General features: G+C 69.9%; 24 protein-coding genes and 1 pseudogene. 18 read left to right on the forward strand and 7 right to left on the reverse strand.

Going from position 1 to position 25,292, the window contains the following annotated elements; translation table 11 throughout:
* Positions 1-178 precede the first annotated feature (178 nt).
* Both ACXRVZ_RS07550 and ACXRVZ_RS07555 read right to left on the reverse strand, forming a co-directional pair.
* On the reverse strand, positions 179-2,560 hold the full coding sequence (locus ACXRVZ_RS07550; RefSeq protein WP_457421802.1) for a CHASE2 domain-containing protein: 2,382 nt from the start codon (positions 2,558-2,560) through the stop codon (positions 179-181).
* Positions 2,557-4,182, reverse strand: coding sequence for a FecR domain-containing protein (locus ACXRVZ_RS07555; RefSeq protein ID WP_457421804.1), 1,626 nt, complete (start codon positions 4,180-4,182; stop codon positions 2,557-2,559). Before ACXRVZ_RS07555 ends, ACXRVZ_RS07550 begins: the two co-directional genes overlap by 4 nt.
* 76 nt (positions 4,183-4,258) lie before the next feature.
* On the opposite strand from ACXRVZ_RS07555, the gene ACXRVZ_RS07560 reads away from it, so the two are divergent.
* The 17 genes from ACXRVZ_RS07560 to ACXRVZ_RS07640 all read left to right on the forward strand — a co-directional run bounded on the left by ACXRVZ_RS07560 (position 4,259) and on the right by ACXRVZ_RS07640 (position 20,563).
* A complete protein-coding gene (locus ACXRVZ_RS07560) occupies positions 4,259-4,540 on the forward strand; it encodes a hypothetical protein (protein ID WP_457421806.1) in 282 nt (93 codons plus the stop codon).
* A gap of 56 nt (positions 4,541-4,596) precedes the next feature.
* Entirely contained in the window at positions 4,597-6,204 is a 1,608-nt protein-coding gene (locus ACXRVZ_RS07565; protein WP_457421808.1) for a carboxyl transferase domain-containing protein, read from the forward strand.
* Positions 6,205-6,504: 300 nt separating this feature from the next.
* Positions 6,505-7,410 carry a hypothetical protein gene (locus ACXRVZ_RS07570; RefSeq protein WP_458232280.1) on the forward strand — a complete coding sequence of 302 codons (906 nt, stop codon included), beginning with the start codon at positions 6,505-6,507 and terminating at the stop codon, positions 7,408-7,410.
* Positions 7,411-7,421: 11 nt separating this feature from the next.
* The gene (locus ACXRVZ_RS07575; RefSeq protein WP_457421812.1) at positions 7,422-7,967 is read left to right on the forward strand and encodes a GNAT family N-acetyltransferase; all 546 of its coding nucleotides are present in this window, start codon (positions 7,422-7,424) and stop codon (positions 7,965-7,967) included.
* Complete coding sequence (locus ACXRVZ_RS07580; RefSeq protein ID WP_457421814.1) at positions 7,964-8,752, forward strand: enoyl-CoA hydratase/isomerase family protein; 789 nt, start codon at positions 7,964-7,966, stop codon at positions 8,750-8,752. Before ACXRVZ_RS07575 ends, ACXRVZ_RS07580 begins: the two co-directional genes overlap by 4 nt.
* Positions 8,749-9,249, forward strand: coding sequence for a hypothetical protein (locus ACXRVZ_RS07585; protein WP_457421816.1), 501 nt, complete (start codon positions 8,749-8,751; stop codon positions 9,247-9,249). The genes ACXRVZ_RS07580 and ACXRVZ_RS07585 overlap by 4 nt, the downstream gene beginning before the upstream one ends.
* 12 nt (positions 9,250-9,261) lie before the next feature.
* On the forward strand, positions 9,262-9,876 hold the full coding sequence (locus tag ACXRVZ_RS07590; RefSeq protein WP_457421818.1) for a DUF4126 domain-containing protein: 615 nt from the start codon (positions 9,262-9,264) through the stop codon (positions 9,874-9,876).
* Entirely contained in the window at positions 9,873-11,153 is a 1,281-nt protein-coding gene (gene bioA, locus ACXRVZ_RS07595; protein WP_457421820.1) for an adenosylmethionine--8-amino-7-oxononanoate transaminase, read from the forward strand. Before ACXRVZ_RS07590 ends, bioA begins: the two co-directional genes overlap by 4 nt.
* Positions 11,140-12,354: an 8-amino-7-oxononanoate synthase gene (bioF, locus tag ACXRVZ_RS07600; protein ID WP_457421822.1), complete on the forward strand. Its 1,215-nt coding sequence runs from the start codon at positions 11,140-11,142 to the stop codon at positions 12,352-12,354. Before bioA ends, bioF begins: the two co-directional genes overlap by 14 nt.
* Positions 12,351-13,025 carry a dethiobiotin synthase gene (gene bioD, locus ACXRVZ_RS07605; RefSeq protein ID WP_457421824.1) on the forward strand — a complete coding sequence of 225 codons (675 nt, stop codon included), beginning with the start codon at positions 12,351-12,353 and terminating at the stop codon, positions 13,023-13,025. Before bioF ends, bioD begins: the two co-directional genes overlap by 4 nt.
* Positions 13,022-14,062: a biotin synthase BioB gene (gene bioB / locus ACXRVZ_RS07610; protein WP_457421826.1), complete on the forward strand. Its 1,041-nt coding sequence runs from the start codon at positions 13,022-13,024 to the stop codon at positions 14,060-14,062. The genes bioD and bioB overlap by 4 nt, the downstream gene beginning before the upstream one ends.
* Positions 14,063-14,131: 69 nt before the next feature.
* A complete protein-coding gene (locus ACXRVZ_RS07615) occupies positions 14,132-15,865 on the forward strand; it encodes a hypothetical protein (RefSeq protein WP_457421828.1) in 1,734 nt (577 codons plus the stop codon).
* Positions 15,866-15,893: 28 nt separating this feature from the next.
* Positions 15,894-16,136 (forward strand): hypothetical protein, encoded by a 243-nt coding sequence (locus tag ACXRVZ_RS07620; protein WP_457421830.1) that lies wholly within the window; start codon positions 15,894-15,896, stop codon positions 16,134-16,136.
* Positions 16,137-16,241: 105 nt separating this feature from the next.
* Positions 16,242-16,373, forward strand: coding sequence for a hypothetical protein (locus tag ACXRVZ_RS07625; protein WP_457421832.1), 132 nt, complete (start codon positions 16,242-16,244; stop codon positions 16,371-16,373).
* Entirely contained in the window at positions 16,366-18,348 is a 1,983-nt protein-coding gene (locus ACXRVZ_RS07630) for an ATP-binding protein (RefSeq protein ID WP_457421834.1), read from the forward strand. Before ACXRVZ_RS07625 ends, ACXRVZ_RS07630 begins: the two co-directional genes overlap by 8 nt.
* Positions 18,349-18,351: 3 nt before the next feature.
* Positions 18,352-19,260, forward strand: coding sequence for a hydroxymethylglutaryl-CoA lyase (locus ACXRVZ_RS07635; protein WP_457421836.1), 909 nt, complete (start codon positions 18,352-18,354; stop codon positions 19,258-19,260).
* 175 nt (positions 19,261-19,435) lie between these two features.
* On the forward strand, positions 19,436-20,563 hold the full coding sequence (locus ACXRVZ_RS07640) for an HD-GYP domain-containing protein (protein WP_457421838.1): 1,128 nt from the start codon (positions 19,436-19,438) through the stop codon (positions 20,561-20,563).
* Between the two features lie 149 nt (positions 20,564-20,712).
* On the opposite strand, the gene ACXRVZ_RS07645 is transcribed toward ACXRVZ_RS07640, so the two are convergent.
* The 3 genes from ACXRVZ_RS07645 to ACXRVZ_RS07655 form a co-directional block, all read right to left on the reverse strand.
* Complete coding sequence (locus ACXRVZ_RS07645) at positions 20,713-21,135, reverse strand: nuclear transport factor 2 family protein (protein WP_457421840.1); 423 nt, start codon at positions 21,133-21,135, stop codon at positions 20,713-20,715.
* 73 nt (positions 21,136-21,208) lie between these two features.
* Positions 21,209-23,467: a M56 family metallopeptidase gene (locus ACXRVZ_RS07650; protein WP_457421842.1), complete on the reverse strand. Its 2,259-nt coding sequence runs from the start codon at positions 23,465-23,467 to the stop codon at positions 21,209-21,211.
* On the reverse strand, positions 23,464-23,862 hold the full coding sequence (locus tag ACXRVZ_RS07655) for a BlaI/MecI/CopY family transcriptional regulator (RefSeq protein WP_458232281.1): 399 nt from the start codon (positions 23,860-23,862) through the stop codon (positions 23,464-23,466). The genes ACXRVZ_RS07650 and ACXRVZ_RS07655 overlap by 4 nt, the downstream gene beginning before the upstream one ends.
* A gap of 140 nt (positions 23,863-24,002) precedes the next feature.
* Between ACXRVZ_RS07655 and ACXRVZ_RS07660 the strand changes: the two are divergent.
* Positions 24,003-24,161: pseudogene (locus ACXRVZ_RS07660) on the forward strand (hydroxymethylglutaryl-CoA lyase); the annotation flags it as partial.
* A gap of 141 nt (positions 24,162-24,302) precedes the next feature.
* Here the strand turns inward: ACXRVZ_RS07660 and ACXRVZ_RS07665 are convergent.
* Both ACXRVZ_RS07665 and ACXRVZ_RS07670 read right to left on the reverse strand, forming a co-directional pair.
* Positions 24,303-24,791 carry a hypothetical protein gene (locus ACXRVZ_RS07665; RefSeq protein WP_457421846.1) on the reverse strand — a complete coding sequence of 163 codons (489 nt, stop codon included), beginning with the start codon at positions 24,789-24,791 and terminating at the stop codon, positions 24,303-24,305.
* 310 nt (positions 24,792-25,101) lie between these two features.
* A complete protein-coding gene (locus tag ACXRVZ_RS07670; RefSeq protein ID WP_457421848.1) occupies positions 25,102-25,290 on the reverse strand; it encodes a PLD nuclease N-terminal domain-containing protein in 189 nt (62 codons plus the stop codon).
* Between the last annotated feature and the right edge of the window lie 2 nt (positions 25,291-25,292).

The raw sequence follows: 25,292 nt of genomic DNA on the forward strand, positions 1-25,292 counted from the left end.
TGCAAGCGGCTTCGGCTGTAGGCGGCGGCCGCTGAACTGCGGGCCGAGCGCCGGGCCGCTCCCAAGCCGGCCCGCCCATGGCGATGTGCTCGCGGGTCGATGCCGCGAGCATCGCCGCCCCCTCGGGGGGCCGACTGGGCTCGCCCGCGTCCAGCGCGGCGAGACCGGGCGAGGGGCCTCATCCCCTCGCGTACTTCGCCAACGCCTGCAGCAGCGCGGCCAGGCTGAGCGGCTTGGTGAGGTGGGCGTCGCAGCCGGCGGCGAGCGACTGCTGCACGTCGGAGTCGAAGGCATTGGCCGTCAGCGCGACGATGGGCGTGCGCGGCAGCCCCTCGGCGGCCTCGATGGCCCGCCATTGGCGCGTGGCCGACAGGCCGTCGACGACGGGCATCAGCATGTCCATCAGCACCAGGTCGAATTGCCCTTCGCGCAGCGCGGCCACGGCCTGCTCGCCGTCGCGCGCACGGGTGATGCGATGGCCCAGCGGCGCCAGCATGCCCTCGATGACGAGCACGTTGACGTCGTTGTCCTCCGCCAGCAGCAGGGCCAGCGAGCGGCTGGGCGCGACGCGCTCGACGCGCGGGTCGCTGCCCACGTCGGCATGTGGTGGCACGGTGTCGGGCAGGTTCAGGCTGACCTCGAAGCGGCTGCCCTCGCCGGGGCGGCTTTTCACGCTGACGTCGCCGCCCATCAGGCGCGCCAGGCTGCGCGTGATGGACAGGCCCAGGCCGGTGCCGCCGAACTCGCGCGCGATGGACGCGTCCGCCTGCGCGAAGGGCTGGAAGATGCGCTCCAGCCGCTCCGGCGCGATGCCGATGCCGGTGTCCTGCACGGCGATGACGACCAGCCCGTCCGCACCACGCGACAGCTCCACCGTCACGCCGCCCACCTTGGTGAACTTGATCGCATTGCCGACGAGGTTGGTGACGATCTGCGCCACGCGCTGCTGGTCGCCCCGCACCCAGCCGGTGGCTTCGGTGCGCGCGAACACGCGCAGCCACAGGCTCTGGCTCTGCGCCCGCTCGCGCAGCAGTTCGAGCTGCAGGTCGACGAGGTCGACGAGGTTGAAGGGGTGGGTGGCCAGCTCCAGCCGGCCGCTCTCGATGCGGGCGTTGTCGAGCAGGTCGTTGATGAGGGCGAAGACCTGGCGGCCGGCGTGGCCCAGCACCTCCACGTAATGCGCCTGGTCGGGCTTGAGCGGCGAACGGGCCAGGATGTCGGAGAAGCCCAGCACGGCGTTCATCGGCGTGCGCATCTCGTGGCTGACCTGGGCCAGCAGCTCGGTCTTGGCGCGGCTGCGCGCCTCGGCCAGCTCGCGCTCGCGCGTCAGCTCGCGTTCGCGTGCCTGGGTCTGGCGTTCGTGCTCGATGGCGGCGAACAGCAGGGCCAGGCCCAGCAGGTAGAGGGCCGGCGCGGGCGTGGGCAGCAGGCCGTTCAGCACGCCCGCCCAGGCGGCGGCGGCGATGGCCAGCATGGCCAGCCCGGCCGCCCAGGCCTGGTGGCGCAGCAGCAGCGGCAGCGCGCCGAGGGCCAGCAGCACGGCGTTGAGCGCCCAGACGGCGGCGCCACGCTCGTGCAGCAGCGGCGCCGGCTCGGCACCCAGGGCCTCGAAGACGGCCGCGTTGTGCGCCGCGCCGAACAGCCGGCCTTCCGGCAGCATGACCTCGTCCGCGAAGAACGCGCTGCTACCGACGAAGACGCTGCGACCGGCGAGCTGCCGCGCGAGGTCCGCGTCGTCCACCTCGCCGAGGGCCGCACGCATCAGACGCTGCCAGCTCACGCGCGGCAGCTCGCCGCCCTCCTTCATCGACATCACGGGCAGGCGCAGGCGCAGGCGGGCCTGCTCGTCGACCGGCCAGCGGCGTGCGCCGGCGATCAGCTCGCCGCCCTCGATGCGCCAGCCGGTCGCACCATCGGCCCGCAGCCGCGCGGCCAGGGCTAGGCTGGGCAGCGCGCGGCCCTGCACTTGGTGCAGCAGCGGCAGCCGGCGCAGCAGGCCGTCGTCGTCCAGCGCCGCCGAGATCAGCCCCAGGCTGCCGCGCGCCGTCAATGCGTCCAGCAGCGTGTCGGGCGGCGCCGTCAGCGCGGCCCAGGGCTTGCCGGCCGGTGCGCCGCCGACGCGCTGCAGCGCGGCCTCTTCGGCCGGGCTGGGGGTTGCCAGCTCGACGGCCACGCGCTGGCCCGGCAGCAGGCCGGCCGCGGCCAGCACCACTGGCGGCTCGGCAGCGAGGGCCTTGGCCAGTTGGGCATCGCCCTCGCGTGGGCCGGCGAAGACGATGTCAATGACGACGAGGCGGGCGCCGGCCTGGCGCAGGTAGTCCAGCATCAGCGCATAGACCTCGCGCGAGTACGGCCACTCGCCCAGCGGCTGGCGCAGCGCGCGCAGCGAGGCGTCGTCGATGTCGACGACGACACTGCCGGTCTCGCCCGGCGCGGGCGCGGCAGCGCGCACCAGCAGGTCGCCGATGGCGCGGTCCACGCGCGGCTGGGCGCCGACGAGGCTCAGCAATGCCCAAAGCGCCAAAGCGCCGGGTAAGGCCAGCCAGGTCCAGCGTTTCAAAGCAGCGGGATCAACGCGAGCGGCAGCAGCCAAAGCCAGCGCGGGTAGGGCACCTCGATCATCTGCGTCTGGCTCCAGGGGCCCGCGACGCCGGCCGCGTTGTAAGCCCGGGCGCGCAGGAAATACTTGCCCCAGGACGGTTTGACCATCGTCACCTCGGGCTTGTCGGTGGTCAGGCGCTGAAGGTCGGGGCCGTCGAAGGTCTCCAGCTTGGCCCACTCCAGCTCGTAGCGCACGACGCCCTTGTCGGCACGCCAGCGCAGCTTGAGCTGGTCGCCGCTGAGGTCGGGCTCGGCCGGCGGCGGCGCGGGCGGTGGGGGCTGGATCTCGAAGGTCTGCGCATCGCTGAACGGCCCGGCGCGGCCGCCGGCTTCGACCGAGGCGATGCGCCAGTGGTAGGCACCGTCAGGCAGCTTGGCCTCGAAATTGGCAGCGTCAATGGGCGGCGGCTGCAACGCCAGGTCCTTGAACTCGGCATCGCGCGCGACCTGGAGCCGCACGTCGGGCGCGGCGGTGTTGCGCGTCCAGGCCAGCGCCATCGCGCCGTTGTAGCTGACGGCGCCGGCCGCAGGTGACTGGATGAAGGGCGGCTCGGGGCGGGCCTTCAGGTTGATGTCGGCATCGGCGGCGGCGCCCTCCTGGCCGCGCGCGTCGATGGCGCGCAGGCGCAGCGTGTAGTCGCCGTCGGCCAGCTCGCGTGCCTCGGCCCAGGCGACCACGGGCTCGGTCACGCGGGCGTCGAGCATCAGGCGGTCGAAGTCGCCCTTCGGAAAGAGCTGGGCGCGCCAGGCCACGGCACCGGTGGGCGAGGCCGCCCAGGTCAGGCGCAACGGCAGGCGCTCGGCGGTGCGCGGCAGGCTGCCGAGGTCGGGCGCCGGCAGCAGCGCGGCGACGGAACGCGCCGCGCCGTCGGCCAGCAAGCCCTGGCCGGTCGCCACGTCGGGGCCCAGGCCGCCGGCATGCACGGCGCCGGAGAGCACCTGCATGCGGCTCTGGCCGCCGGCCGTCTGAACGCGGAACTCGGTGCCGCGCACGCCCAGGTTGACATGTGGCGTGCGCAGTTCGTACAGCGGCACGCGCTGGGCATTGGGCGCCACGCGGCTGTCTGCGCCGCCCTTGGCCAGGCCCAGGCGCACGGCGGGGATGGCACCGCGGCCGAGCACGAGAAGCTGCTCCAGCGTGACCTCGCTCTCAGGCGGGATCAGCAGCCGCGAGCCATCGGCAAAGCGCAAGGACGCGCTGGCCTGGGCGCCGGTGCGGACGCGGTCGCCGCTCTGCAGCGTGGCCCCCGCCGCCAGTGGCTCGGTGCCCGCACCGCGCAGGCGCTGCACGTCGCCGCGCACGAACACGGCCTCGGCCACGCTGGCCTCGCGCCGCAGCCAGGCCACGGGCATGCGCAGCGTGGCACCGGGCATCAGCCGCAGCGGGTCGGGCACGCGGTTGAGTTTCTGCAGGTCGCGCCAGGTCTTGGGCGGCGCGAGCCAGGCGTCGGTCAGCGTGATCAGCGTGTCACGCGGCTGGATGACATAACGCCAATCGGCATCGGCGGCCTGCGTCTGCGCGCTGGTCGCACCACTCAGCGCCAGCAGGCCCACGGCCAGCCAGACTCTCAAGGTATTCATATGACCTCCCACTCCCCTGCAGGAAGGTGGATGGTAGCCATGGTCCAGAATGCCGCTGGCGTTTTGAGGAGGGCCGATGGTCGCGTTCCCGAACTTTGTCACGTGGCTGCGCCGGCACCGCTGGGCCTGCTTCTGCCTGATGACGGTGAGCTTCATGGCCTTCGGCCTGCTGACGCTGGACCTCGTGCGGCTGGTGAGCGTCAACGCCGCCTTCCTCTCGGACAATGGCTGGCAAGGCCTGCAGGACGGCGGCCTCCGGCAGTTGCTGGAGCTGCTGATCTCGTGCGTTGGCGCGATGGCGGCCTGGCTGCTGTTCAAGCTCTGCGAGACCGTGCTGGTCCAATCGCTGACCAAATAGAGGAGGCAGGCGCCACAAGCGCTGCGCCCCAAAACCACAAGACCCGAGGAGACCCCATGCCGGTTCTGAACACCCAGCTCAACCCCCGCTCGGCCGATTTCAAGGCCAATGCCGACGCCATGCGCGGCCTGATCGACGACCTGAACGCCAAGCTTGCGCAGATCGCCCAAGGCGGCGGCGACGCGGCCCGCGCCAAGCACACCGCCCGCGGCAAGTTATTGCCGCGCGACCGCGTCGAGATGCTGCTGGACCCGGGCACGCCCTTCCTGGAGCTGGCGCCGCTGGCCGGCCTGAACCTCTACGACAACGCGGCACCGGGTGGCGGCGTGGTGGCCGGCATCGGCCGCGTGTCGGGCGTGGAGTGCGTCATCGTCTGCAACGACGCGACGGTCAAGGGCGGCACCTACTACCCCATCACCGTGAAGAAGCATCTGCGCGCGCAAGAGATCGCCCAGCAGAACCGCCTGCCCTGCATCTACCTGGTCGACAGCGGTGGCGCCAACCTGCCGAATCAAGACGAAGTGTTCCCCGACCGCGACCACTTCGGCCGCATCTTCTTCAACCAGGCCAATCTGTCGGCAGCGGGCATCCCGCAGATCGCCGTCGTCATGGGCTCGTGCACGGCCGGCGGCGCCTACGTGCCGGCGATGAGCGACGAGACCATCATCGTCAAGAACCAGGGCACCATCTTCCTGGGCGGCCCGCCGCTGGTGAAGGCTGCCACGGGCGAGGTCGTCACCGCCGAAGACCTGGGCGGCGGTGACGTGCACACGCGGCTGTCCGGCGTGGCCGACCACCTGGCCAACAACGACACGCATGCTCTGGCGATTGCGCGGCAGTCGGTGGCGCGATTGAACTGGTCCAAGACCAACCCCTTGGCGATGCAGGAACCCCGGGCCCCGCTGTCCGACCCCGCCGAGCTGCACGGCGTCATCCCGACCGACACGCGCAAGCCCTTCGACATCCGCGAGGTCATCGCCCGCATCGTCGACGGCAGCGAGTTCGACGAGTTCAAGGCCCGCTATGGCGCCACGCTGGTCTGTGGCTTTGCGCACATCGAAGGCATGCCGGTGGGCATCGTCGCCAACAACGGCATCCTGTTTGCCGAGAGCGCCAACAAGGGCGCCCACTTCATCGAGCTGTGCTGCCAGCGCAAGATTCCACTGGTCTTCCTGCAGAACATCACCGGCTTCATGGTCGGCCGCAAGTACGAGAACGACGGCATCGCCCGCGCCGGCGCCAAGATGGTGACCGCCGTGGCCTGCGCCGCCGTTCCGAAGTTCACCGTCATCATCGGCGGCAGCTTTGGCGCCGGGAACTACGGCATGTGCGGCCGCGCCTACTCGCCACGCTTCCTGTGGATGTGGCCCAACGCGCGCATCTCGGTGATGGGCGGCGAGCAGGCGGCCAGCGTGCTGTCCACCATCCGCCGCGACGCCATCGAGGCCAAGGGCGGCGCCTGGAGCGCCGACGAGGAGGAAGCTTTCAAGGCGCCGCTGCGCCAGCAGTACGAAGACCAGGGCCACCCCTACTACGCCTCGGCCCGGCTGTGGGACGACGGCGTCATCGACCCGGCCGACACGCGCCGCGTGCTGGCGCTGGGGCTGTCGGCGTCGTTGAATGCGCCCATCCCGGAGACGAAGTTCGGCGTGTTCCGGATGTAGCAATGAGCGCCTCGCCGGCGCCAGGTAGATTCAATGAGCAAAAGATATTTCGCGGCGATTCTCGGGTTGTGGCTTGCAACGGGCGCCGCGCTGGCGGCACAGCCCAAGGACTTCCCGGCAGAGGACCGCCTGCGCATTGCCGCTGAAAGTGCGGATCTCCAGGCGCGGCTGTTCGAGCTGAGCCGCCTAGCGGCACCTCTGTGCCCCAACCTGGTCCAGTGGGGCGGCGGCGGCAGCGCCCACCTCATCGCAACGCGCGAACCCAAGGACGAAGCAGACGCAAAGTTCCGCAGCCTGCTGATGGAGCGCTTCTCGGCCAAGCCCGCCGACCGCGTCTGGCTCACCGTGCCGACAGGCTCGCCGCTGTGGCAGGCCGGCGTGCGGCCCGGTGATCGCCTGGTGCCGGTCGAACCCGCAGCGGGTTCGGTGAGTCAGTCCGCCCCCCCAGCAGTCACTCTCAACCCGTTTGCCATCCAGGAGCAACTTGACGGCATTCGGGAGAAGCTGGAAAAGATCAGGCTCCTGACCAACGAGGCGCGCAAGCTGGCGCCCACCTACCAGCTGCAGTATCACCGTGGCGACGAGAGCAGGATCACCGAGGTGACCGCGCTGCCTTACTGCGGCATCTCCCTGGCGGTATGGAACAGCGAATCCAGCTACGCGGGCGCCAAGTACCAGAGTGCAGTCATCACGCTGCCCTTGCTGCGTAGCCTCGATCCGCGCGGCGCCCTGATGGCGGTGGCTCATGAAGTCGCCCAGATCCTGTCCGGCTTCACCGAGGAGAACCAGACGGTTGCCCGCACCTCGCTGTTCGGAGCCCTGCTCGGCAAGAGCGGTGGCAGCGCCACGAATCCCGAACTCGGCCGCAACAGCCCAGACGAGGACTCGCTGATCCAGATTGATCGCCTGACCGTGATGCTGCTTGATCCCTACGGCTTGACGCCCGCGGACTTCAAGCAGTTCCTGGAGGCGCGCGCGGCGGCATCCAGCTGGCGCCGCATCGCCTACACCGCCGCCCGACATGTTTCAGTGGCGCGCCTGGCGGCCTTGGCCCAGTTGCAGTCGGATCGCGCTGCGGGACAGGGCTGGCCCCAGCCGGCCTATGTGCCCAATGAAGTGTTTGAGCCCTTCCTGGCCAATCTGGCCGAAGCGAAGAAGCAGCAATGGCTGAGACCGCTTGACCAGGTCGTTCGCCAAGGCGAATGAATGCACTTTCCATGATTACCGTCCGACCGTTGACGCGAGAAGACACGCTGGACGAGCTGACTGCATTGCTGCATGCGGCCTACGCCAGTCTGGCCGCCCAGGGCTGGAACTTCACCGCCGTGGACCAGAGCATCGAAGTCACGCGCCAGCGGCTGCATGGCGCGCAAGCCTTCTTAGCCACCGCTGGCAGCCGCATCGTCGGCACGGTGGCTGTGCGCGGCCCCAAGCCCGCGGGCGAGGCCTACATCGCCGACCCGCCGCCAGCGCTGTACACGACGGCCGGCACGGCCATCCTGTCGCAGCTCGGCGTGCACCCCGACTGGCGCGGCCAGGGCGTCGCCGAACGCCTCATCGACGGCGCCGAGGCCTGGGCACAGTCCCAGGGCCATCATCAGATTGCCCTCGACACCGCCGAGCCCGCCGCAGCCCTGCGCGCACGCTATGCCCGTCGCGGCTACACCGAGGTCGGCGTCGTGCAATGGCAGGGCAAGACTTACCGTTCCGTGCTGATGTGCAAACCGCTCCACGCCCTGAATTCCACCCTCGCCACGCCATGAGCACCTGCCTGACCGTCACGATCGAGGGCCGCGTAGCCCGCGTCACGCTGAACCGCCCCGAGGTCCGCAACGCCTTCAACGAGGTGCTGATCAATGAGCTGACGCACGCGTTCACGACGCTGGGCCAGGACAACACGTTGCGCGCCGTCGTGCTGGCCGCCGAAGGCAAGGCCTTCTGCGCCGGCGCCGACCTGAACTGGATGAAGGCGATGGCGGGCTACTCGTGGGAGGAGAACCACGCCGACGCCACCAGGCTGGCCGACATGCTGTGGGCCATCTACAGCTGCCCGGTGCCGGTGATCGCGCGCGTGCAGGGCGACGTGTACGCCGGCGGCGTGGGCCTGGTCGCCTGCGCCGACGTGGTTGTCGCAGTGGACACGGCGGGCTTTTGCCTGAGCGAGGCCAAGCTGGGCCTGCTGCCGGCCACCATCGGGCCCTACGTTGTGAAGGCGCTCGGTGAGCAGGCCTCGCGGCGCTATTTCGTGACGGCGGAGCGCTTCTCGGCAGCGGAGGCGAAGGCGCTGGGCCTGGTGCACGAAGTCGTCGCGGCCGACGCGCTGGACGCCAAGGTCGACGAACTCGTCGCCGCCATCGCCGCCAACGGCCCCGCCGCCGTGCGCGCCTGCAAACGGCTCGTCAAGGACGTGGCCGGCCGCGAGATCACGCGGGACCTGCGCGACGACACGGCGCGGCGCATTGCCGACATCCGCGCCAGCGACGAGGGCCGCGAGGGCGTGCAGAGCTTCCTGAACAAGGGCAAGCCGTCGTGGCTGGCCTCGTCATGACCATCCTCAAGTACAGCTTCCCGCTGACGCCACCCGCGCCGCAGCCGCCGGACAGGCGCACCTACGACAACTCGGAGTTCCTGCTGGAGCTGGCCGCCAAGTGGCACCAGATCCCGACTGACGAAGACGGCGCGCTGAACTTCCAGTCGGACGACGACGGCGCCGCGATCATCATCTCGGCCGACTTCTTCGACATCCCGGACGATCGGGCGCAAGACATCGCCGAGCGCTGCATCAGCAGCCGCATCGCGGCCATCCAGGCGGCCAGCGCCAAGCCCGTGCAGGTGCTGCAACAAGCCATCAAGCCGCACACCGGTGGCGTCGGGCTGGAGATGTCCTTCGCGTCGGAGGTGGCGGGCGAGCATGTGCATCTCTACCTGGGCTATGTGACGTCGCGCAAGATCCTGAACTTCTCCATGGTCTGCCAACCCGGCAGGCAGGAAGCCGTGACGCTCTTCAATGCCACCGTGCCCGGGTTCCGGCCACGCCTGCCGTAACGCGCCGCCTGCATGCCCCAGCTCGACACGGTCCACCTGCTCGCCCTCGCCGCCGCCCTCGGCTGGGCCAGCGGCCTGCGCCTGTACCTGACCGTGCTGCTGGTCGGCATCGCCGGGCACTGGGGCTGGGTCACGCTGCCGCCGGGTCTGCAGATACTGGCGTCGCCTCTGGTGATGAGTTGCGCTGCGGCGCTGGCATTCATCGAGTTCCTGGCCGACAAGATCCCCCTCGTCGACAGCGCCTGGGATGCCCTGCACACGCTGATCCGCATCCCTGCCGGCGCGGCCCTGGTGGCCGGCCTGGTGAGCGGCTGGGCGGGTGACCACGGCAGCGCCTGGAGCGTGGTCGCCGCGCTGCTGGGCGGCGGTCTTGCCGCAACCGCCCACACCGCCAAGGCCAGCACGCGCGCGGCGGCCAACACCTCGCCCGAACCCTTTTCCAACATCGGCCTGTCGCTGATGGGCGACTTCGCCGTGCCGACGATGCTGTGGCTGGCCTGGGCGCATCCCTTTGTCTTCTTCCCGGTCCTGGCGACGACGCTTGCCGTCATGGCCACGCTGATCTGGTTCTGCTTCAAGTTCCTGCGCGCACTGGTCCGCCGCGTGCGCCGCCCCACTCCCGCATGACTTCTCTCCAAGACCGCAGCCGCGCCGCCGTCTGGCACCCCTGCACGCAGATGGCCCGCCTGGCCGACGTGCCGCCCCTGCCCATCGCTCGCGGCGATGGCCCCTGGCTGTTCGGCACCGAGGGCCGCCGCTACTTCGACGCCAACTCGTCCTGGTGGGTCAACCTCTTCGGCCACAGCGACAAGGCGCTGCACGACGCCATCAAGCACCAGCTCGACACGCTGCCCCACGTGATGCTGGCCGGCTGCACGCACGAGCCCGCCGTGCGGCTGGCGGAACGGCTGTCGGCCCGCACCGGCGGCGCGCTGGGCCACACCTTTTTCGGCAGCGATGGCGCCAGCGCCGTCGAGATTGCGCTGAAGCAGAGCTTCCACTCATGGAAGAACCGTGGGCGCGCGGAGAAGCGCGAGTTCGTGTGTCTCAAGAACAGCTATCACGGCGAGACGCTGGGCGCGCTCAGCGTGACCGACGTGCAGGTCTTCCGCGATGCCTACGACCCGCTGCTGATGCGCGCCCACATCGTCGCGTCGCCCGATGGCCGCCAGGGCAACGAGGCCGAGGCTTTGGATGCAATGCGCGCGCTGCTGGCCGAGCGGCACGCCTCAATCGCTGCCGTCATCGTCGAGCCGCTGATCCAGGGCGCGGCCGGCATGGTGATGTACGCGCCCAGCTACCTGAAGGGCCTGCGCGAGCTGACGCGCGAGTTCGGCGTGCATCTCATCGCCGACGAGATCGCCGTCGGCTGCGGGCGCACGGGCACCTTCTTCGCGTGGGAGCAAACCCAAGCCGAGTGGCCGGACTTCATCCTGCTGTCCAAGGGCATCACCGGCGGCACGCTGCCGCTGTCGCTGGTGCTGACGACGGATGACGTGTTCGCCGCCTTCTGGAGCGAGGACGTCACGCGCGGCTTCCTGCATTCGCATTCCTACACCGGCAACCCACTGGCCTGCGCGGCGGCCAATGCGGTGCTGGACCGCTTCGACGCCGGCCAGCTCGACGCCAACCGGACACAGGCCGAAGCATTGACCCGTGCCTTCGCACCCTTGGCCCCGCGCGTGACCCACCTGCGCCAACGCGGCATGATCCTGGCCTTCGACGTGCCCGACGCGCCACCGCGCTTTGCCGAACGCTTCCACCTCGCCGCGCGCGAACACGAGCTGCTGATCCGCCCTATTGGATCGACTGTCTACCTGATGCCCCCCTACCTGATTGACGACGCGACCGCGGCCTTCCTGGCCGGGGCCGTGACGCAAACGTTGAACGATGTCCTTGCTTGACCACCTGAGCGCCAAGCTCAACGCCCTCGCCGCCCAGAGCCTGACCCGCAGCCTGCGCCGGGCCGACAACGGCACCGCGCCGCGCCAGACCATCAATGGCCGCCCGCTGCTGATGTTCTGCTCCAACGACTACCTCGGCCTGGCCGCCGAGCCGCGAATAGCCGAGGCCATTGCCGAAGGCGCGCGGCTATGGGGCGGCGGCTCGGGCGCATCGCCGCTGGTCAGCGGCCACAGCGCCGCGCACCAGGCCGTCACCGACACGCTGGCGCGCTGGTACGCGCCGCACATCCCGCAGGCGCGTGCGATTGGCTTCTGCACCGGCTACATGGCCAACCTCGCCGTCGTCACGGCGCTGGGTGACGAGCACACCGAGATCTTCTCGGAGCAGCTCAACCACGCCTCGCTGATCGACGCCGCGCGCCTCGCCAAGGCACAGGTCACGCGCTATGGCCATGCCGACGTGGCCGGCCTGCGCGCGCTGCTGGCGGCCAGCACCGCCAAGGTCAAGCTCATCGTCACGGACGCTGTATTCAGCATGGACGGCGACCTGGCGCCGCTGCCCGGGTTGTTGAAGCTGGCGGAAGAGTTCGACGCCTGGCTCATCGTCGACGACGCCCACGGCTTTGGCGTGCTGGGAGAGCGCGGTCGCGGCTCGCTGGAGCACTTTGGCCTGCACAGCGAACGCCTCATCCTTGTGGGCACGCTGGGTAAGGCCGCAGGCCTGTCGGGCGCCTTCGTCGCGGCGCACGCCACCGTCGTCCAGTACCTGCTGCAGGCCGCCCGCAACTTCATCTTCTCGACCGCGTCGCCTCCCGCCATCGAGCATGCGCTGCTGACCAGCTTCGAGCTGATCGACGGCCCGCTGGGCGCCGCCCGCCGTGCCAACCTCGTCGCGCTCCAAGCGCAGTTGCGCGACGGCCTGATGGCGCTGATCGACCACCACCCGCGCCTGGGCTGGCAGCTGACCGACTCGGCCACGCCCATTCAGCCTTTGATCGTCGGTGGCAACGCCGAAGTCATGGCCCTGGCTGCCGCGCTGGAGAACGCCGGCCTGCGCGTGCCCGGCATCCGCCCGCCGACCGTCGCGGCCGGCACGGCGCGGCTGCGCATCACGCTGTGCGCGACACACACGGCCGCCGACGTCGACGCGCTGCTGACGTCGCTGGAACGCGCCGCCGCCGCGCAGGAACAGGCCGCGTGAAGGGCTTCTTCATCACCGGCACCGATACGGAAATCGGCAAGACCTTTGTCACCGCCGCGCTGACCCGTGCCTTTGCCGCTCGTGGCCTGCGCGTCGCGCCTATCAAGTCGCTGGCGGCAGGCCAGGAATTCGTCGACGGCCGCTGGGTCAACGAAGACGTGGCCACGCTGCTCGCCGCACAGAACCTGGGCCTGACCGACGCCGAAGTCGGCCCGCTGCAATTCCGCGAACCCTGCGCGCCCCACATCGCCGCCCGGCTCGAAGGCCGCGCAATCGACCGAAACGCGCTGCTCAACGCCATCCGCGCCACGGCGGCACGCGCCGACCTGGCTCTTGTCGAAGGCGTCGGCGGCTTCCGAGTACCGCTCACCGACAGTTGGGACACCGCCGACCTCGCTGTCGACCTGGGCCTGCCCGTCATCCTTGTCGTGGGCCTGCGCCTGGGCTGCATCAACCATGCGCTGCTCACCGCAGAGGCCATCCGCGCCCGTGGCCTGACGCTTGCCGCGTGGGTCGCCAACACCGTCGACCCGCACCAGCCGCATGTCGCCGACAATCTCGCCTCGCTCCAGGCCGGCCTGAAGGCGCCCTGCCTTGGCCACCTGCCTCGACTTTCCGACCCGCTGGCCGCGCCAGCCTGTCTAGACATCTCAGCATTGCTCACCGCATGAACCAGATCCAGACCCTCACCCCGACCGCCGACGCTGACCGCCGCCAGGCCAAGCCCTGGACCGTGAACGAGATCGCGGCGCTGTTCGAGCTGCCCTTCAACGACCTGCTGTTCCGCGCGCAGACCGTGCACCGCGAGCACTTCGATGCCAACGCGGTGCAGCTGTCCACGCTGCTGTCCATCAAGACCGGTGGCTGCGAAGAGGACTGCGCCTACTGCCCGCAGTCGGCCCACTTCGACACCGGCCTGAAGGCCGAGAAGCTGATCCCGCTGCAGGAGGTGATGGAAGCCGCCCGCGCGGCCAAGCAAAACGGTGCGACGCGTTTCTGCATGGGCGCCGCCTGGCGCAGTCCCAAGCCCCGCCACCTGGACGCCATTGGCGAAATGATTGCCGAGGTCAAGGCGCTGGGCCTGGAGACCTGCCTGACCGCCGGCATGCTGGAAGACGGCCAGGCCGAGCAGCTGAAAAGCGCCGGGCTGGACTACTACAACCACAACCTCGACACCGCGCCCGAGTTCTACGGCCAGATCATCACGACGCGCACCTACCAGGACCGCCTCGACACGTTGGAGCGCGTGCGCCAGCAGGGCTTGAAGGTTTGCTCCGGCGGCATCGTCGGCATGGGCGAGACGCGCCGCCAGCGCGCCGGCCTGATCGCCCAGCTCGCCAACCTGGACCCCTACCCCGAGAGCGTGCCCATCAACAACCTCGTGCAGGTGGAAGGCACGCCGCTGGCCGGCGTGGCGCCGCTGGACCCGCTGGAGTTCATCCGCACGATTGCCGTCGCCCGCATCACGATGCCGCGCGCCATGGTGCGCCTGTCCGCCGGCCGCGAGGAGATGCCCGAGACCATGCAGGCTCTGTGCTTCCTGGCCGGCGCCAACTCCATGTTCTACGGCGACAAGCTGCTGACGACGAGCAACCCGCAGGCCGAAAAGGACCGGGCGCTGCTGGAGCGGTTGGGCATGCGCTGCGCCACCGAGGCCGAGCTGCCCGTTCCCGCGGCCGACAAGCTGGACGTCTGCCGCGCACACTGAGCCCACGGCGACCGCAACGCCGGCAAGACGACAACCGCGGCCGGCGCTTTTCAGGGAGGAAAAGCGTTCATGTACCTCACGAAGACGGGCCGCCACTGGCTGGCCGCGGCTCTGGCTGCACTGGCCGGCACCGCATCGGCAGGGGAGCTGCTGATCGAGCAACGCGTGACTGACGACGGCACGCTGCTCGTGCGCTACACGCCGCCCGAGGGCGTGCGCGAACTGTCGTTGTTCACGCGCCAAAAGGTGATGGAAACGCTCTGGGGCGAGATGGTCTCGCCAGTGGGAAGTTGCGCCACGGTCACGCTGAAGCCGCGCGTCACGATCACGCTGGCGCCCGGCTGTTCCTCGGCCATCTTCCGCGTCACGCCGCGCCTGCTGAACCGCTACGCCGTCAACGAGCCCGCCTTCAAGGTCGGCGACGGCGCCACGATGGCCTACCTCGGCTACTACACCGTCGTGCTGCCGGGCCACACGCTGCGCTGGCGCTGGATGCCGGGCCCTGGCGCGCACGCGGTCGTCGCAGGTCAGGTGTCCGCGCTGCCTATCGAGCGGTTGCTGTCTGAAGCCCAGGCGACTTTTGCGGCCGCCGATGAAGGCCGCACGCAGGCGGGCTTTGCGGCCGCCGCAGCGCATGAGTACGTGCTGATCGGCAAGGCCGAGATCGAGCGGCTGCCGGGCGGCGTGCTGGTCCACGACCGGGCCGTCGATGCCGTGCGACTGGGGACGGTGCGCGAGTCGCTCGCACGCGTCACCGAGCGCCTGGGGCGCGCCTACGGCGTGAAGCCAACGGGCCCGTGGGCCGTGGTGGCGAGTGCGCCGACAGGCATGCAGGGTTTCCGTGGCGACGTGACGGCGGGCCGCATGATGAGCCTGCGCTTCGACGGCAACGCGCCCGAGGACGTCGATGCGGCCAGGCGCTCGGTCGACGCGTTCGTGGCGCACGAGGTGACGCACTGGTGGGATACCGGCGTGTTCCGCACCGACGGCGAACGCCCGTGGATACACGAGGGCCATGCCGACTGGATGGCCGGGCTGCTTGCCCGCGAGTCCGGCCAGTTGGACGACGCCGGCTGGCGCGAGCGCATCGACATTGCATTGAACAACTGCCAGATAGCCCGCGGCGACCGCCCCTCGGCCGGCCTGCCCGCCTTCCACCACCCCGCCGATGACGCCTATGCCTGCGGCCAGGTGCTGTGGCTGCTGGCCCAGTGGGCGCAACCGCGCACCGGCACACCGGTGGATGCGGGCGCCAGCCTGTTCCGCGGCAGCACGGCGGCCATCGACGCCGAGGCCGTCGCCCGCTGGGCCGACGGCGGCGACGCAGGCCCCATGCACCGGCTGCTGTTCGACCCGCAGCTGGGCTTTCGCAGCGCGCTGCTGCGCGACTGGGGCGATGCCATCGAGGCCACCGAGCTGAAGCCCGGAGGATCGGTGCCCGCCTTCTTGAGCGGGCGGCTGGCCGGCGAGCTGATGAAGGCGCTGATGGCTGCCGACTGCAACGGCGCGATCAGCTTCTGGGCGCAGCCCGACCACTTCCGCATCGACGCCCCGCCCGCCTGCCGCGTGCTGCGCAGCAACCCCAACGTGCGCCGCATCGCGGGCGTGTCGCCGTTCGACGACCCCGTCGGCGCCTGGCTTGCCGTGCGCGCCGCCTGCACCGCCGGCCAGACCGTCGCACTGGGGACGGATGCCGTCGAGCCGCTGTCGCTCGCCTGCCCGGCCAAGCTGCCCGACCTGCCTGTCCAGCACCTGCTGCGCCTGCGGCCCCAGGCCCTGGAGCGGCTGGGCCTGAGTGGTTGACCGGATGCCCCTGCCCCGTATGCTGACCATGCGACCCACTCACACCTCGCCCATGCGCCTCCTTCCTCGCCTGCTGCTGTTGACGCTGCCGCTCGTTCTGGGCACCGGCTGCTCCACCGTCTACGACTACGTGCAGGATCTGGCCGTGGCCCAGTGCGCCAGCAGCAACGGCAACCCGCAAGACCGGCGCGCCTGCGAGAAGCGCAATGCGCCGGACTACGACGACTATGAGGCCCGCCGCAAGCGGCTGAAGGAAGGCAAGACCTCCTAGCCGCCGCGCGGCCCATCCGCTTCACCACATCCCGGCTCCAGCCTTGCCAGCGACCCTGGCCGGCGCGGAGCCTCCAACAAGGTTCACGAGACCGGAGACAAAGAGATGTTCAAGAAGATCCTGATCGCCAACCGCGGCGCTCGCGCCGAAGGCGCGGTCGCGCCAGCGACAGATTGCATGCTGGTCGGCGTAGCCGGCCTGGCAGGCGAGTTCACCCCGGGAGCTCGCCATGTTTAAGAAGATCCTCATCGCCAACCGGGGTGAAATCGCCTGCCGCGTTGCGGCCACGGCCCGCCGCCTCGGCATCCAGACCGTCGCCGTCTACTCCGACGCCGACCGCGACGCCCAGCACGTCCATGCCTGCGACGAGGCCGTCCACATTGGCAGCCCGGCGCCCCGCGACTCCTACCTGCAGTGGCAGCGCATCCTCGCCGCCGCCCAGGCCACGGGCGCGCAGGCTGTCCACCCCGGCTACGGCTTTCTCAGCGAGAACGAGGCCTTCGCCCAGGCCTGCGCCGACGCCGGTCTCGTCTTTATCGGCCCGCCGCCGTCGGCCATCCTCGCCATGGGCCTGAAGGCCGAGTCCAAGCGGCTGATGGACGCGGCCGGCGTGCCTCTGGTGCCCGGCTATCACGGTGCTGATCAAGACCCCGTGCTGCTCAAGCGCGAGGCCTCCGCCATAGGCTACCCCGTGCTCATCAAGGCCAGTGCCGGCGGCGGTGGCAAGGGCATGCGCGCGGTCTACGGCGCCGACGAGTTCGACGCGGCGCTGGCCTCCTGCAAGCGCGAGGCCATCAACAGCTTCGGCGACGACGCGGTGCTGATCGAGCGCTATGTGCAGAAGCCGCGCCACATCGAGATCCAGGTGTTCGGCGATTCGCATGGCGACTGCGTCTACCTGTTCGAGCGCGACTGCTCCGTGCAGCGCCGCCACCAGAAGGTGCTGGAGGAAGCACCCGCCCCCGGCATGACACCGGAGCGCCGCGCGCAGATGGGCGAGGCCGCCGTGGCTGCCGCCAAGGCCGTTGGCTATGTCGGCGCAGGCACGGTCGAGTTCATTGCCGAACAGGACGGTCGCTTCTATTTCATGGAGATGAACACGCGGCTGCAGGTGGAGCACCCGGTGACGGAAGCGATCACGGGCCAGGACCTGGTGGAGTGGCAGCTCCGCGTGGCCTCGGGCGAGCCGCTGCCGCTCAAGCAATCCGAGCTGCGCATGCAGGGCCACGCCATCGAGGCGCGCATCTGCGCCGAGAACCCGGATGGTGGCTTCCTGCCAGCGACGGGCAGGCTGGACGTGGCGCGCTGGCCGGCGCATGTGGCCTTCGAGCGGGGCAACGTTCGCATTGACGCCGGCGTGCGCGAGGGCGATGCGATCAGCCCCTTCTACGACTCGATGATCGCCAAGCTCATCGTCTGGGGCGAGGACCGCGCGCAGGCGCTGGCCCGGCTGGACCTGGCGCTGCGCGACACCCACATCGTCGGCCTGCAGACCAACGTCGCCTTCCTGCGCCGCTGCGCGGCCACCGCGTCGTTCGCCAACGCCGATCTCGACACGGGCCTCATCGAGCGCGAACGCGCGGTGCTGTTTGACCAGCCGGGCCTGCCGCTGCGCGTCAGCGCGGCTGCCGTCGTCGCGCACACGCTGGCGGTCGAGGGCTCAACCCAAAGCGCCGACCCATGGAGCGCGCGCGACGGCTGGCGTCTCTTCGGCTCGGCGACACGGCGCTTCGACCTGGAGGCCGGCGGCGTGCATCACGAGGTGCTGCTGTCCCGCCACCACCGCGGCGGCATGACGCTGACGGTCGAGGGCGAAGCCATCGAGTTCGCCGTGCAATCGGCCGACACCGAGACGCATGAACTCTTCCTCGGCACCGAACGCCTCCGCGTGAAGACCTATGCCGAGGGCGAACGCGTCGCCGTCTTCGCCGCGAACGGATCGGCCGTGCTGACCGAGGTGGACCTCATCGCCCACGCCGGGGACGCGCCCAGCGAAGGCGGCCGCCTCACGGCGCCCATGCCCGGCAAGCTCATCGCCTTCCTCGCCCAGGCCGGCGACACCGTCACCAAGGGTCAGCCACTGGCCGTCATGGAGGCGATGAAGATGGAGCACACCATCAGCGCGCCGCGCGACGGCAAGGTGGCGGAGCTGCTGTTCGCTGTCGGTGACCAAGTCGGCGACGGCGCTGAGCTGCTGAAGCTGGATGCCTGAGCCATGCCCCTGCCCACCCACGTCAAGATCCTCGACGTCGGCCCCCGCGACGGGCTGCAGAACGAGAAGGCCAACGTCGCCACCGAGCACAAAGCCCAGCTCGTGGCGATGCTGCAGGACGCCGGCCTGAAGGAGATCGAGGTCACCAGCTTCGTGTCGCCCAAGTGGGTGCCGCAGATGGGCGACAACAGCGCCGTCATGGCGGCCATAGCCCGCCGCGCCGGGGTGCGCTACTCGGTGCTGGTGCCCAACCTCAAGGGGCTGGAGCCGGCACTGGCATCCAACCCCGACGAGATCCTCGTCTTCACCGCCGCCAGCGAAGCCTTCACGCAGAAGAACATCAACTGCTCCATCGCCGAGAGCCTGGAACGCTTTGCGCCGGTCATTGCCGGTGCGCATGCGGCTGGCGTGAAGGTGCGCGCGGCGCTGTCGTGCTCGCTGGGCTGCCCGTATGAAGGCGAGATCACCGCCGACCAGGTCGAGCGCGTCGTGAAGCCCTTGCGTGACCTCGGCGTGGACGCCATCGACATTGCCGACACCATCGGCGTCGGCACACCGCGCAAGGTGCAGGCGGCGATGGAGCGGGCGTTGCGGCACTTCCCGCTCGCAGAGGTGTCGGGCCATTTCCACGACACCTATGGCCAGGCGCTCACCAACATCTACGCCAGCATGGAACTGGGCATCCACAGCTTCCACGCCAGCGTCGCGGGCCTGGGCGGCTGCCCCTATGCCAAGGGCGCGACGGGCAATGTGGCGACGGAGGACGTGCTGTTCATGCTCGACGGGCTGGGCATTGAAACCGGCATCAATCTCGACAAGCTGGTCGACGCCGGCGCCTTCATTTCCGGCGTGCTGGGCCGCCCGCCGGTGTCGCGCGTGGCGCGCGCCGTGCTGGCCAAGCGCGGGGGTTGATTCCGGTTTTCATTCGATTGCAAGGGGCTGCGCGTGTCGCTTGTCACGACCGGCCGCACTGAAACCTTGCACAAGACCTGCCGATGCCGGCTGTAATCCGCCCGTCATAAATACAAGGACGTTGGGTTGGCCGGGGCGCACTCGAACACGGGTTGCGGGCCACCTGCGGTAGGCGATGAACTTTCAGCCACTGAGTCTGCACAAGACCCGTTTCAAGGCGGGCAAGCCCACGCCGTTCGGCATCTTCGATGTCAGCGGGCGCCTGCTGCTGGCACGCGGCCATCAGTTCGACAGCATGGATCAGCTCGAAAAGCTGATCGAGCGCGAAGCGACGGTGGACGTCCGCGAGTTCGAGGACCCGGCGCGCAAGATCGCCAACGCGCGGCGCGATCAGCTGCCAGCGTACTGGGACGAAAGCATGGGCGAAGTGGGGCGGCTGTTGCGTGCCAGCCCGACGGGCGATTTCACGCAGTCGCTGGACCAAGCCTCCCGCCCGCTGATGGCCCTCATCGAGCGCGACCCCGATCTGGCCATCCTGCAGGCGGTTCGAACCGAGGCCGTCGACGGCGGGCCGACTGCGTATGCCGCCCGCCATGCGGTGCACACGGCCACTGCGGCCTGCCTGGCGGCCACGCGGCTGGGCTGGTCGGTGGCGCAGCGGCAATGCGTGGTGCGCACGGCGCTGACGATGAACATCGCGATGGCTGAGCTGCAGAACAAGCTGGTGACCCAGGTCTCACCCGTCACGCCGATGCAGCGCGCCGAGATCCAGTCCCACCCCGAGCGCAGCGCGGCCATGCTGGAGATGGCCGGCGTGACGGACGGCGACTGGCTGGAGGCCGTGCGCCAGCACCATGAGGAGCACGACGGCACGGGCTACCCGCTGCGGCCGGCCAAGGTCCACGAGGTGGCGCAACTGGTGCACAGCGCCGACTGCTTCACGGCCAAGCTCAGCCCACGGTCGAAACGCCAGCCCTTGCTGGCTGACGCGGCGGCGCGACTGCAATATCAAAGCGCCAAGGGTGACGCCCTGACGGCGGCCCTCATCAAGGAGTTCGGGCTGTACCCGCCCGGCTGCACGGTGCGCTTGAAGTCGGGCGAGGTGGGCATGGTGATGCGCCGGGGCGAGAGCACCAACACACCGGTCGTGGCGGTGATGACGGATCGCAACGGCAACTGGCGCCTCGAGCCCGCGCGGCGCGACACGTCCAGGCCGGAGTTCGGCATCGCGGCCGTGGTGCCCATGGCCGGGCTGAAGGTGCGGGTCGGGCTGGAGAAGCTGCTTCAAGCAGTCCCCGATTGAGATGGAGCCCCTCGTCCAGTCGTGCCGCGCTGAACGCGGGCGCGTCTGGCCGCCCCCCCTGGGGGACGGCGATGCTTGCGGCGTTGAGCCGCAAGCTCATCGCCCTACGCGGGCCGGCTTGGGGGCGGCCCGGCGCTCGGCCCGCAGGTTCAGCTCCTCAGCTCCCACAGCACATTGACGATGCGCCAACGCCCGCCGTCGTGGGCCAGGTGCAGGTAGTCGATCCAGCTCTCGGCATCCACGCGCACGCTGGCCGTGCGGCCGAAGACGTCGAGGATCTTCACGTCCGCCCGCTTGCCGGTCTCGGGCTTGTGGGCCCGCGTGTACTGCACCAGCGCCATCGCGCCCATGTTCTCCAGCTCGCCGCGGCCGTCAGGCAGCCGCTTGACGATGCGCTTGGCCAGCTCGGGGTGCAGCGCGCGTTCCATGCGCGCGGCGTCGCCGGCGTACCAGCCTTCGATGTAGTCGCGCGCACAGGCCTCGATGGCAGCGGCCTCGGGTTCCGGCGCGGCCACGGCGGCGGTGGAGGCCGTGGCCAGCGCGGCGCTGCTCATGAAGATTCGTCTTTGCAAGATGGGCTCCGGTCCGGTTGGAACGGGGCGCAGCATCGCAGCAACCGCCCGCAGAGAACACCGTAGGGGTTTGTCAGCTGATCTTGTCCAGCGCGTTCTCGATCTGGCCGCGCTCGTGGTCGCCCAGGCCGCGGCCGGCGCGGCGCAGGCGGTCGATGAGCCCAGCGTCCACCGGCTTGGCCTGGCCCAGGCGCTCGGCCACGCGCAGCAGCACCTGCAGGCGCTCGAAGCCGCTCTCCATGCTCTCGGCACTGGTCAGCACGCGCTCCAGGCCCGCAGCGCCCAGCTTGGGCCGGTCCAGCAGCAGGTTCAGCGCCTCGCGCCGCTCGAAGCCGCTGCCGATGCCGCCCGCCGCGCGGGCATAGGCCTCCACCAGCTGCGCCTCGTCGCCTTGCAGGCGGCGCGCGATGGCACTCAAGGCCTCGCGCTTCTCGAAGTCGCTCTGGATGCGGCTCGCCGCCTGCACCGCCGCGCTCAACACGGCCGGCTGGGGCTGGCTGCCGACCTGGGCCTCGATGGCGGTGCGCAGCTCGAAGTCGCTGCCGATGTGGCCCATCGCCTCGCTCCAGGCCGCCAGCACCTCGGGCGTCGGCAGCAGGCGCGGCGCAAAAGTGGCCAGCGCCTCGCGACGTTCGAAGTCGCTGTCGACACCGCCCGCAGCCTTCAGCCAGGCCAGCTGCTGCGGCTCGGCCAGCGTCAGCCCGGCAATCGCCTGCAGCACCTGGCGCCGCTCGAAGCCACTGCCCATGCGGGCGGCCACGGCGATGAGGCGGTCCTGTGCCAACGCCGGCAGCGGCTGGCCCAGGCGCAGCAAGGCCTCGACACGCTGGCGGCGCGGGAAGTCGTCGACGGCGCGCTCCATGTCGGCCAGCACGGCGCCAACGCCGCCGCGCTCGAACAGCCGCCTGGCGCGCACCAGAGGGTCGGTCAGGTGCTCGGCCATGCGCGGCACGGCCCTGGCCCACCACTGGCGCGCGGCGTCGTCCATGGGCCGGCTTTCGTTACCGACGCGGTAGTCGCGCGCTATGCGGCCTTCGCCCATGGACTTCAGCGCCATCTCGCGCGTCAGCCCGCCTTCGCGCTCACGCACGGTGAGCGTACCGGTCAGCGTCTGCACGTCGTCTTCGGCATCGTTGAAGACGACCTGGCCGCTCAGCTTCACCGAGAAGCTGCCGCCGGGGTAGCGGCTGATGATGCGCGTGCCGCCGCCCAGGAAGTCGCGATCGACGATCCCGTCCAGGCCGACACGCTCCAGCAACCCGCGTGCATCGGTGTGGCTGACGACGACCGCCGGCAGCGCGACGAGGCCGGCCAGCATCACCACCACCAGGCCCCACCGCACGCTGCGGCGCTCACGCGGCGCGTCGCCATCGCTCTTGAGCAGGCGGCGCACGCGGGCAAACAGCGGCGAGCCGGCGCTGGCTGCGCCGCAGGCCAGCGCGGGGCCGTGGCCGCCGCCATGGGCCTTCAGCGCCTCGGCGCAGCGCAGCAGGCTTTGCGCCAGGGCCAGGCGCTGGCCCGAGGGCGCGGCGGCGGCGGCGTCGCAGGCCAGCTCGGCGAGCAGGTCCAGGCGCTGCACGGCGACGCGGTTGAGCGCCTGCGGCCACAGCAGCGCCTTCATGACGGCAGCGAGCAGCCGCCAGGCCGGGTCGCGCCGGCGCAGGTGGGCCAGCTCGTGGCCCAGCACGGCGCGGGCTTCGTCGTCGGGCAGGTCCAGGCACCAGGCCGGCAGGCACAGCACGCGGCCCGGCGCCAGCAGCGGGCTGGCCCAGCCGGGGCGGGCGTGGCGCAGCGCGGGCAGGGGCAAGCGCAGCTCGGCCGCCAGGCGCGCGGCCAGGGCCTGCCAGCGCGGGTCGGCCAGCACGGGAAGGCGGCGCACGGCACGGCGCAGCCAGGCCCATTGCAGGGCCAGGCCGGCCAGCATCAGCGCGGCACCCAGCAGCCAGACGGCGACGAAGCCGACGGCGAGGTCATGGGTCGTCGGCGCCAGGCTGGTCGTGACACGGAGTGTGCCGAGCTGGGCACTGGGTGGCGCGGCGGCGGGCAGGTCGAGCACGACCGGCAGCGCGTTCAAAGGCGGGGCGGCTTGCGCCACGACGACCGGTCGCACCATGTCGGTCGGCGCCTGGACGGGCATGGCCGGCAGCAGCGGCAGGCCGGCACTGACGAGCCCGCCCAGCAGCGCCAGGCGCCACAGCGTCTCCTGCGTGCCCGTGGCCAGCCGCGCCAGCAGCCCGGCGCGTTCGGCCGCCCACAGGCCGGCGATCAGGACGCTGCTGTGCAGCAGGTAGCTGCACAGCCAGGTCAGCAGCACATCGGTCATGGCAGTCATCGTGCTTCTCCCTTGCGTTGCTTCAACAGCGCCTGCAGCTCGGCCAGCTCGGTGGCGTTGACGCTGCGCGCGTCCAGCAGATGGCTGACCAGCGCGCTGGCACGGCCAGCAAACAGGCTGTCGACGAGGCTGCCCACCATGGAGCGCTGCACGTCCGCCTCGGTCACCAGCGGCGTGTACAGCAGCGCCCGGCTTTCGCGGCGGCTGCTGAGCAGGCCACGCTTTTCCAGGCGCGTCAGCAGCGTTGCCACCGTCGTGTGCGCCAGGTCGCGCTCGCCGCGCAACGCCTCGGCCACGTCGGCCGTGCTGGCCTCGCCGTGCGCCCACAACACGCGCATCAGGCTGAGCTGCAGCTCGCTCAGCGACACGTCTCCACTGCCGGTTTCTTCGTCCATGACTTATCTTCTACAGTTGTCGTACTACAAATGTAGTTGAACAAATCGCGGCGGTGCAAGTGGCTTTTGGCAGGGGTGTGCGCTGATGAATCGTTCTGTAGAACAACTTGCAGACCCATCCACAAGGATGGCCAGCCGGTGCGACTTCAGCCGTGGTATTCATGCTCAACGGCCTCGGCATTGAAACCGGCATTGACCTGGACAAGCAGTTGCACGCCGGCGCCTTCATCTCCCACGTGCTGGGCCGCCCGCCGGTGTCACGCGTGGCGCGAGCGATGCTGGCGAAGCGGGCTGGTTGAGGGCTCTGCCGCGCAACGCCCGAAGCGCGTGCGGGCTTTGATCAGACGACGGCGCAAGGCGCGCGGCAAACCTGAATCTGCCTGAGCGCAGACGAAAAAAAACAGACAGGCGCACCTGTCTGTTTCTTCATTGCGAATCGCTTACTTGGCGACCGCGGCCTTCACGTCGGCCTTGCCCTCGGCCTTCACGGTCTCGGTGTTCTTCTTGGCTTCGGCCTTGTCGGCATGGGCTTCGACCTTGGCCTTGTCTGCCTTGGCATCGGCCCGGATAGCCTTGGTGGCTTGCTTGCCATCGGCCTTGGCATCAACGCTCTCGGCCTTCGCCTGCGCCTTCATCTTGTCGGCGTCATCGGCCTTGGCCACCTTGGCATGCGCCTTGGCCTTGGTCTTGTTCGCGTCCGCCTGGGCGTCGACCTTCACGTCTGCAGCCTTCATGTCGGCCTTGGTGGCCATTGCGTCTGCCTTCGCATCGACCTTGGCTTCCGACGCCATGGCCTTCGCCGTGTTCTTGTCAGCCTTGGCCTCGGCCTTGACCACGGCCGGTGCGGATGCCGCGACAGGCGTGACCGGCTGCGCAATGGCCACGGAAGCAAAGAAGCTGGCAATCAGGGTCAGGAGCAGTTTGTTCATGGAAGCCTTCAACGGTTGGGTTCGCTGGGTTCGTCACGCTGGATGAACCCTGCGATCACAACGCGCCCTGAACTGCGCCGCCGACCGAATGCAAAGAAACGCGTATGCGCATGTAACAACGCCTGGCACTCAGAGGGTGAGAGTTTTTCAGACATGCCCGAAAGGCGCGTCAAAACGCTCTCGAACTAGGCGCAAAGCGCAGCCATAGCTGGCTATGGCGAGCATTTGCAACGACGGGCGAGGGTGTTTTGGTGGGCAAGGCGGGTGTGGATGAAAAGCTATCACCCTCTCAGTCCTCGCCCCTTGCCCGCTACGCCTTGCCGCCCCGCGGACCGAGGAAGAACCACAAGATCAAGCCCAGGACCGGCAGAAGCACCACCGCGAGTATCCAAAGCAGCTTCTTCTCATTGCTGGCCGAGCTCTGGAAGATGTTGATGATGGCCCAGATGTCACCGGCAAGAATGAGCACGCCCAGAAGGCCGTTGTATCCAAAGTTCATCG

It is taken from the genome of Roseateles sp. P5_E8 (assembly GCF_054177665.1).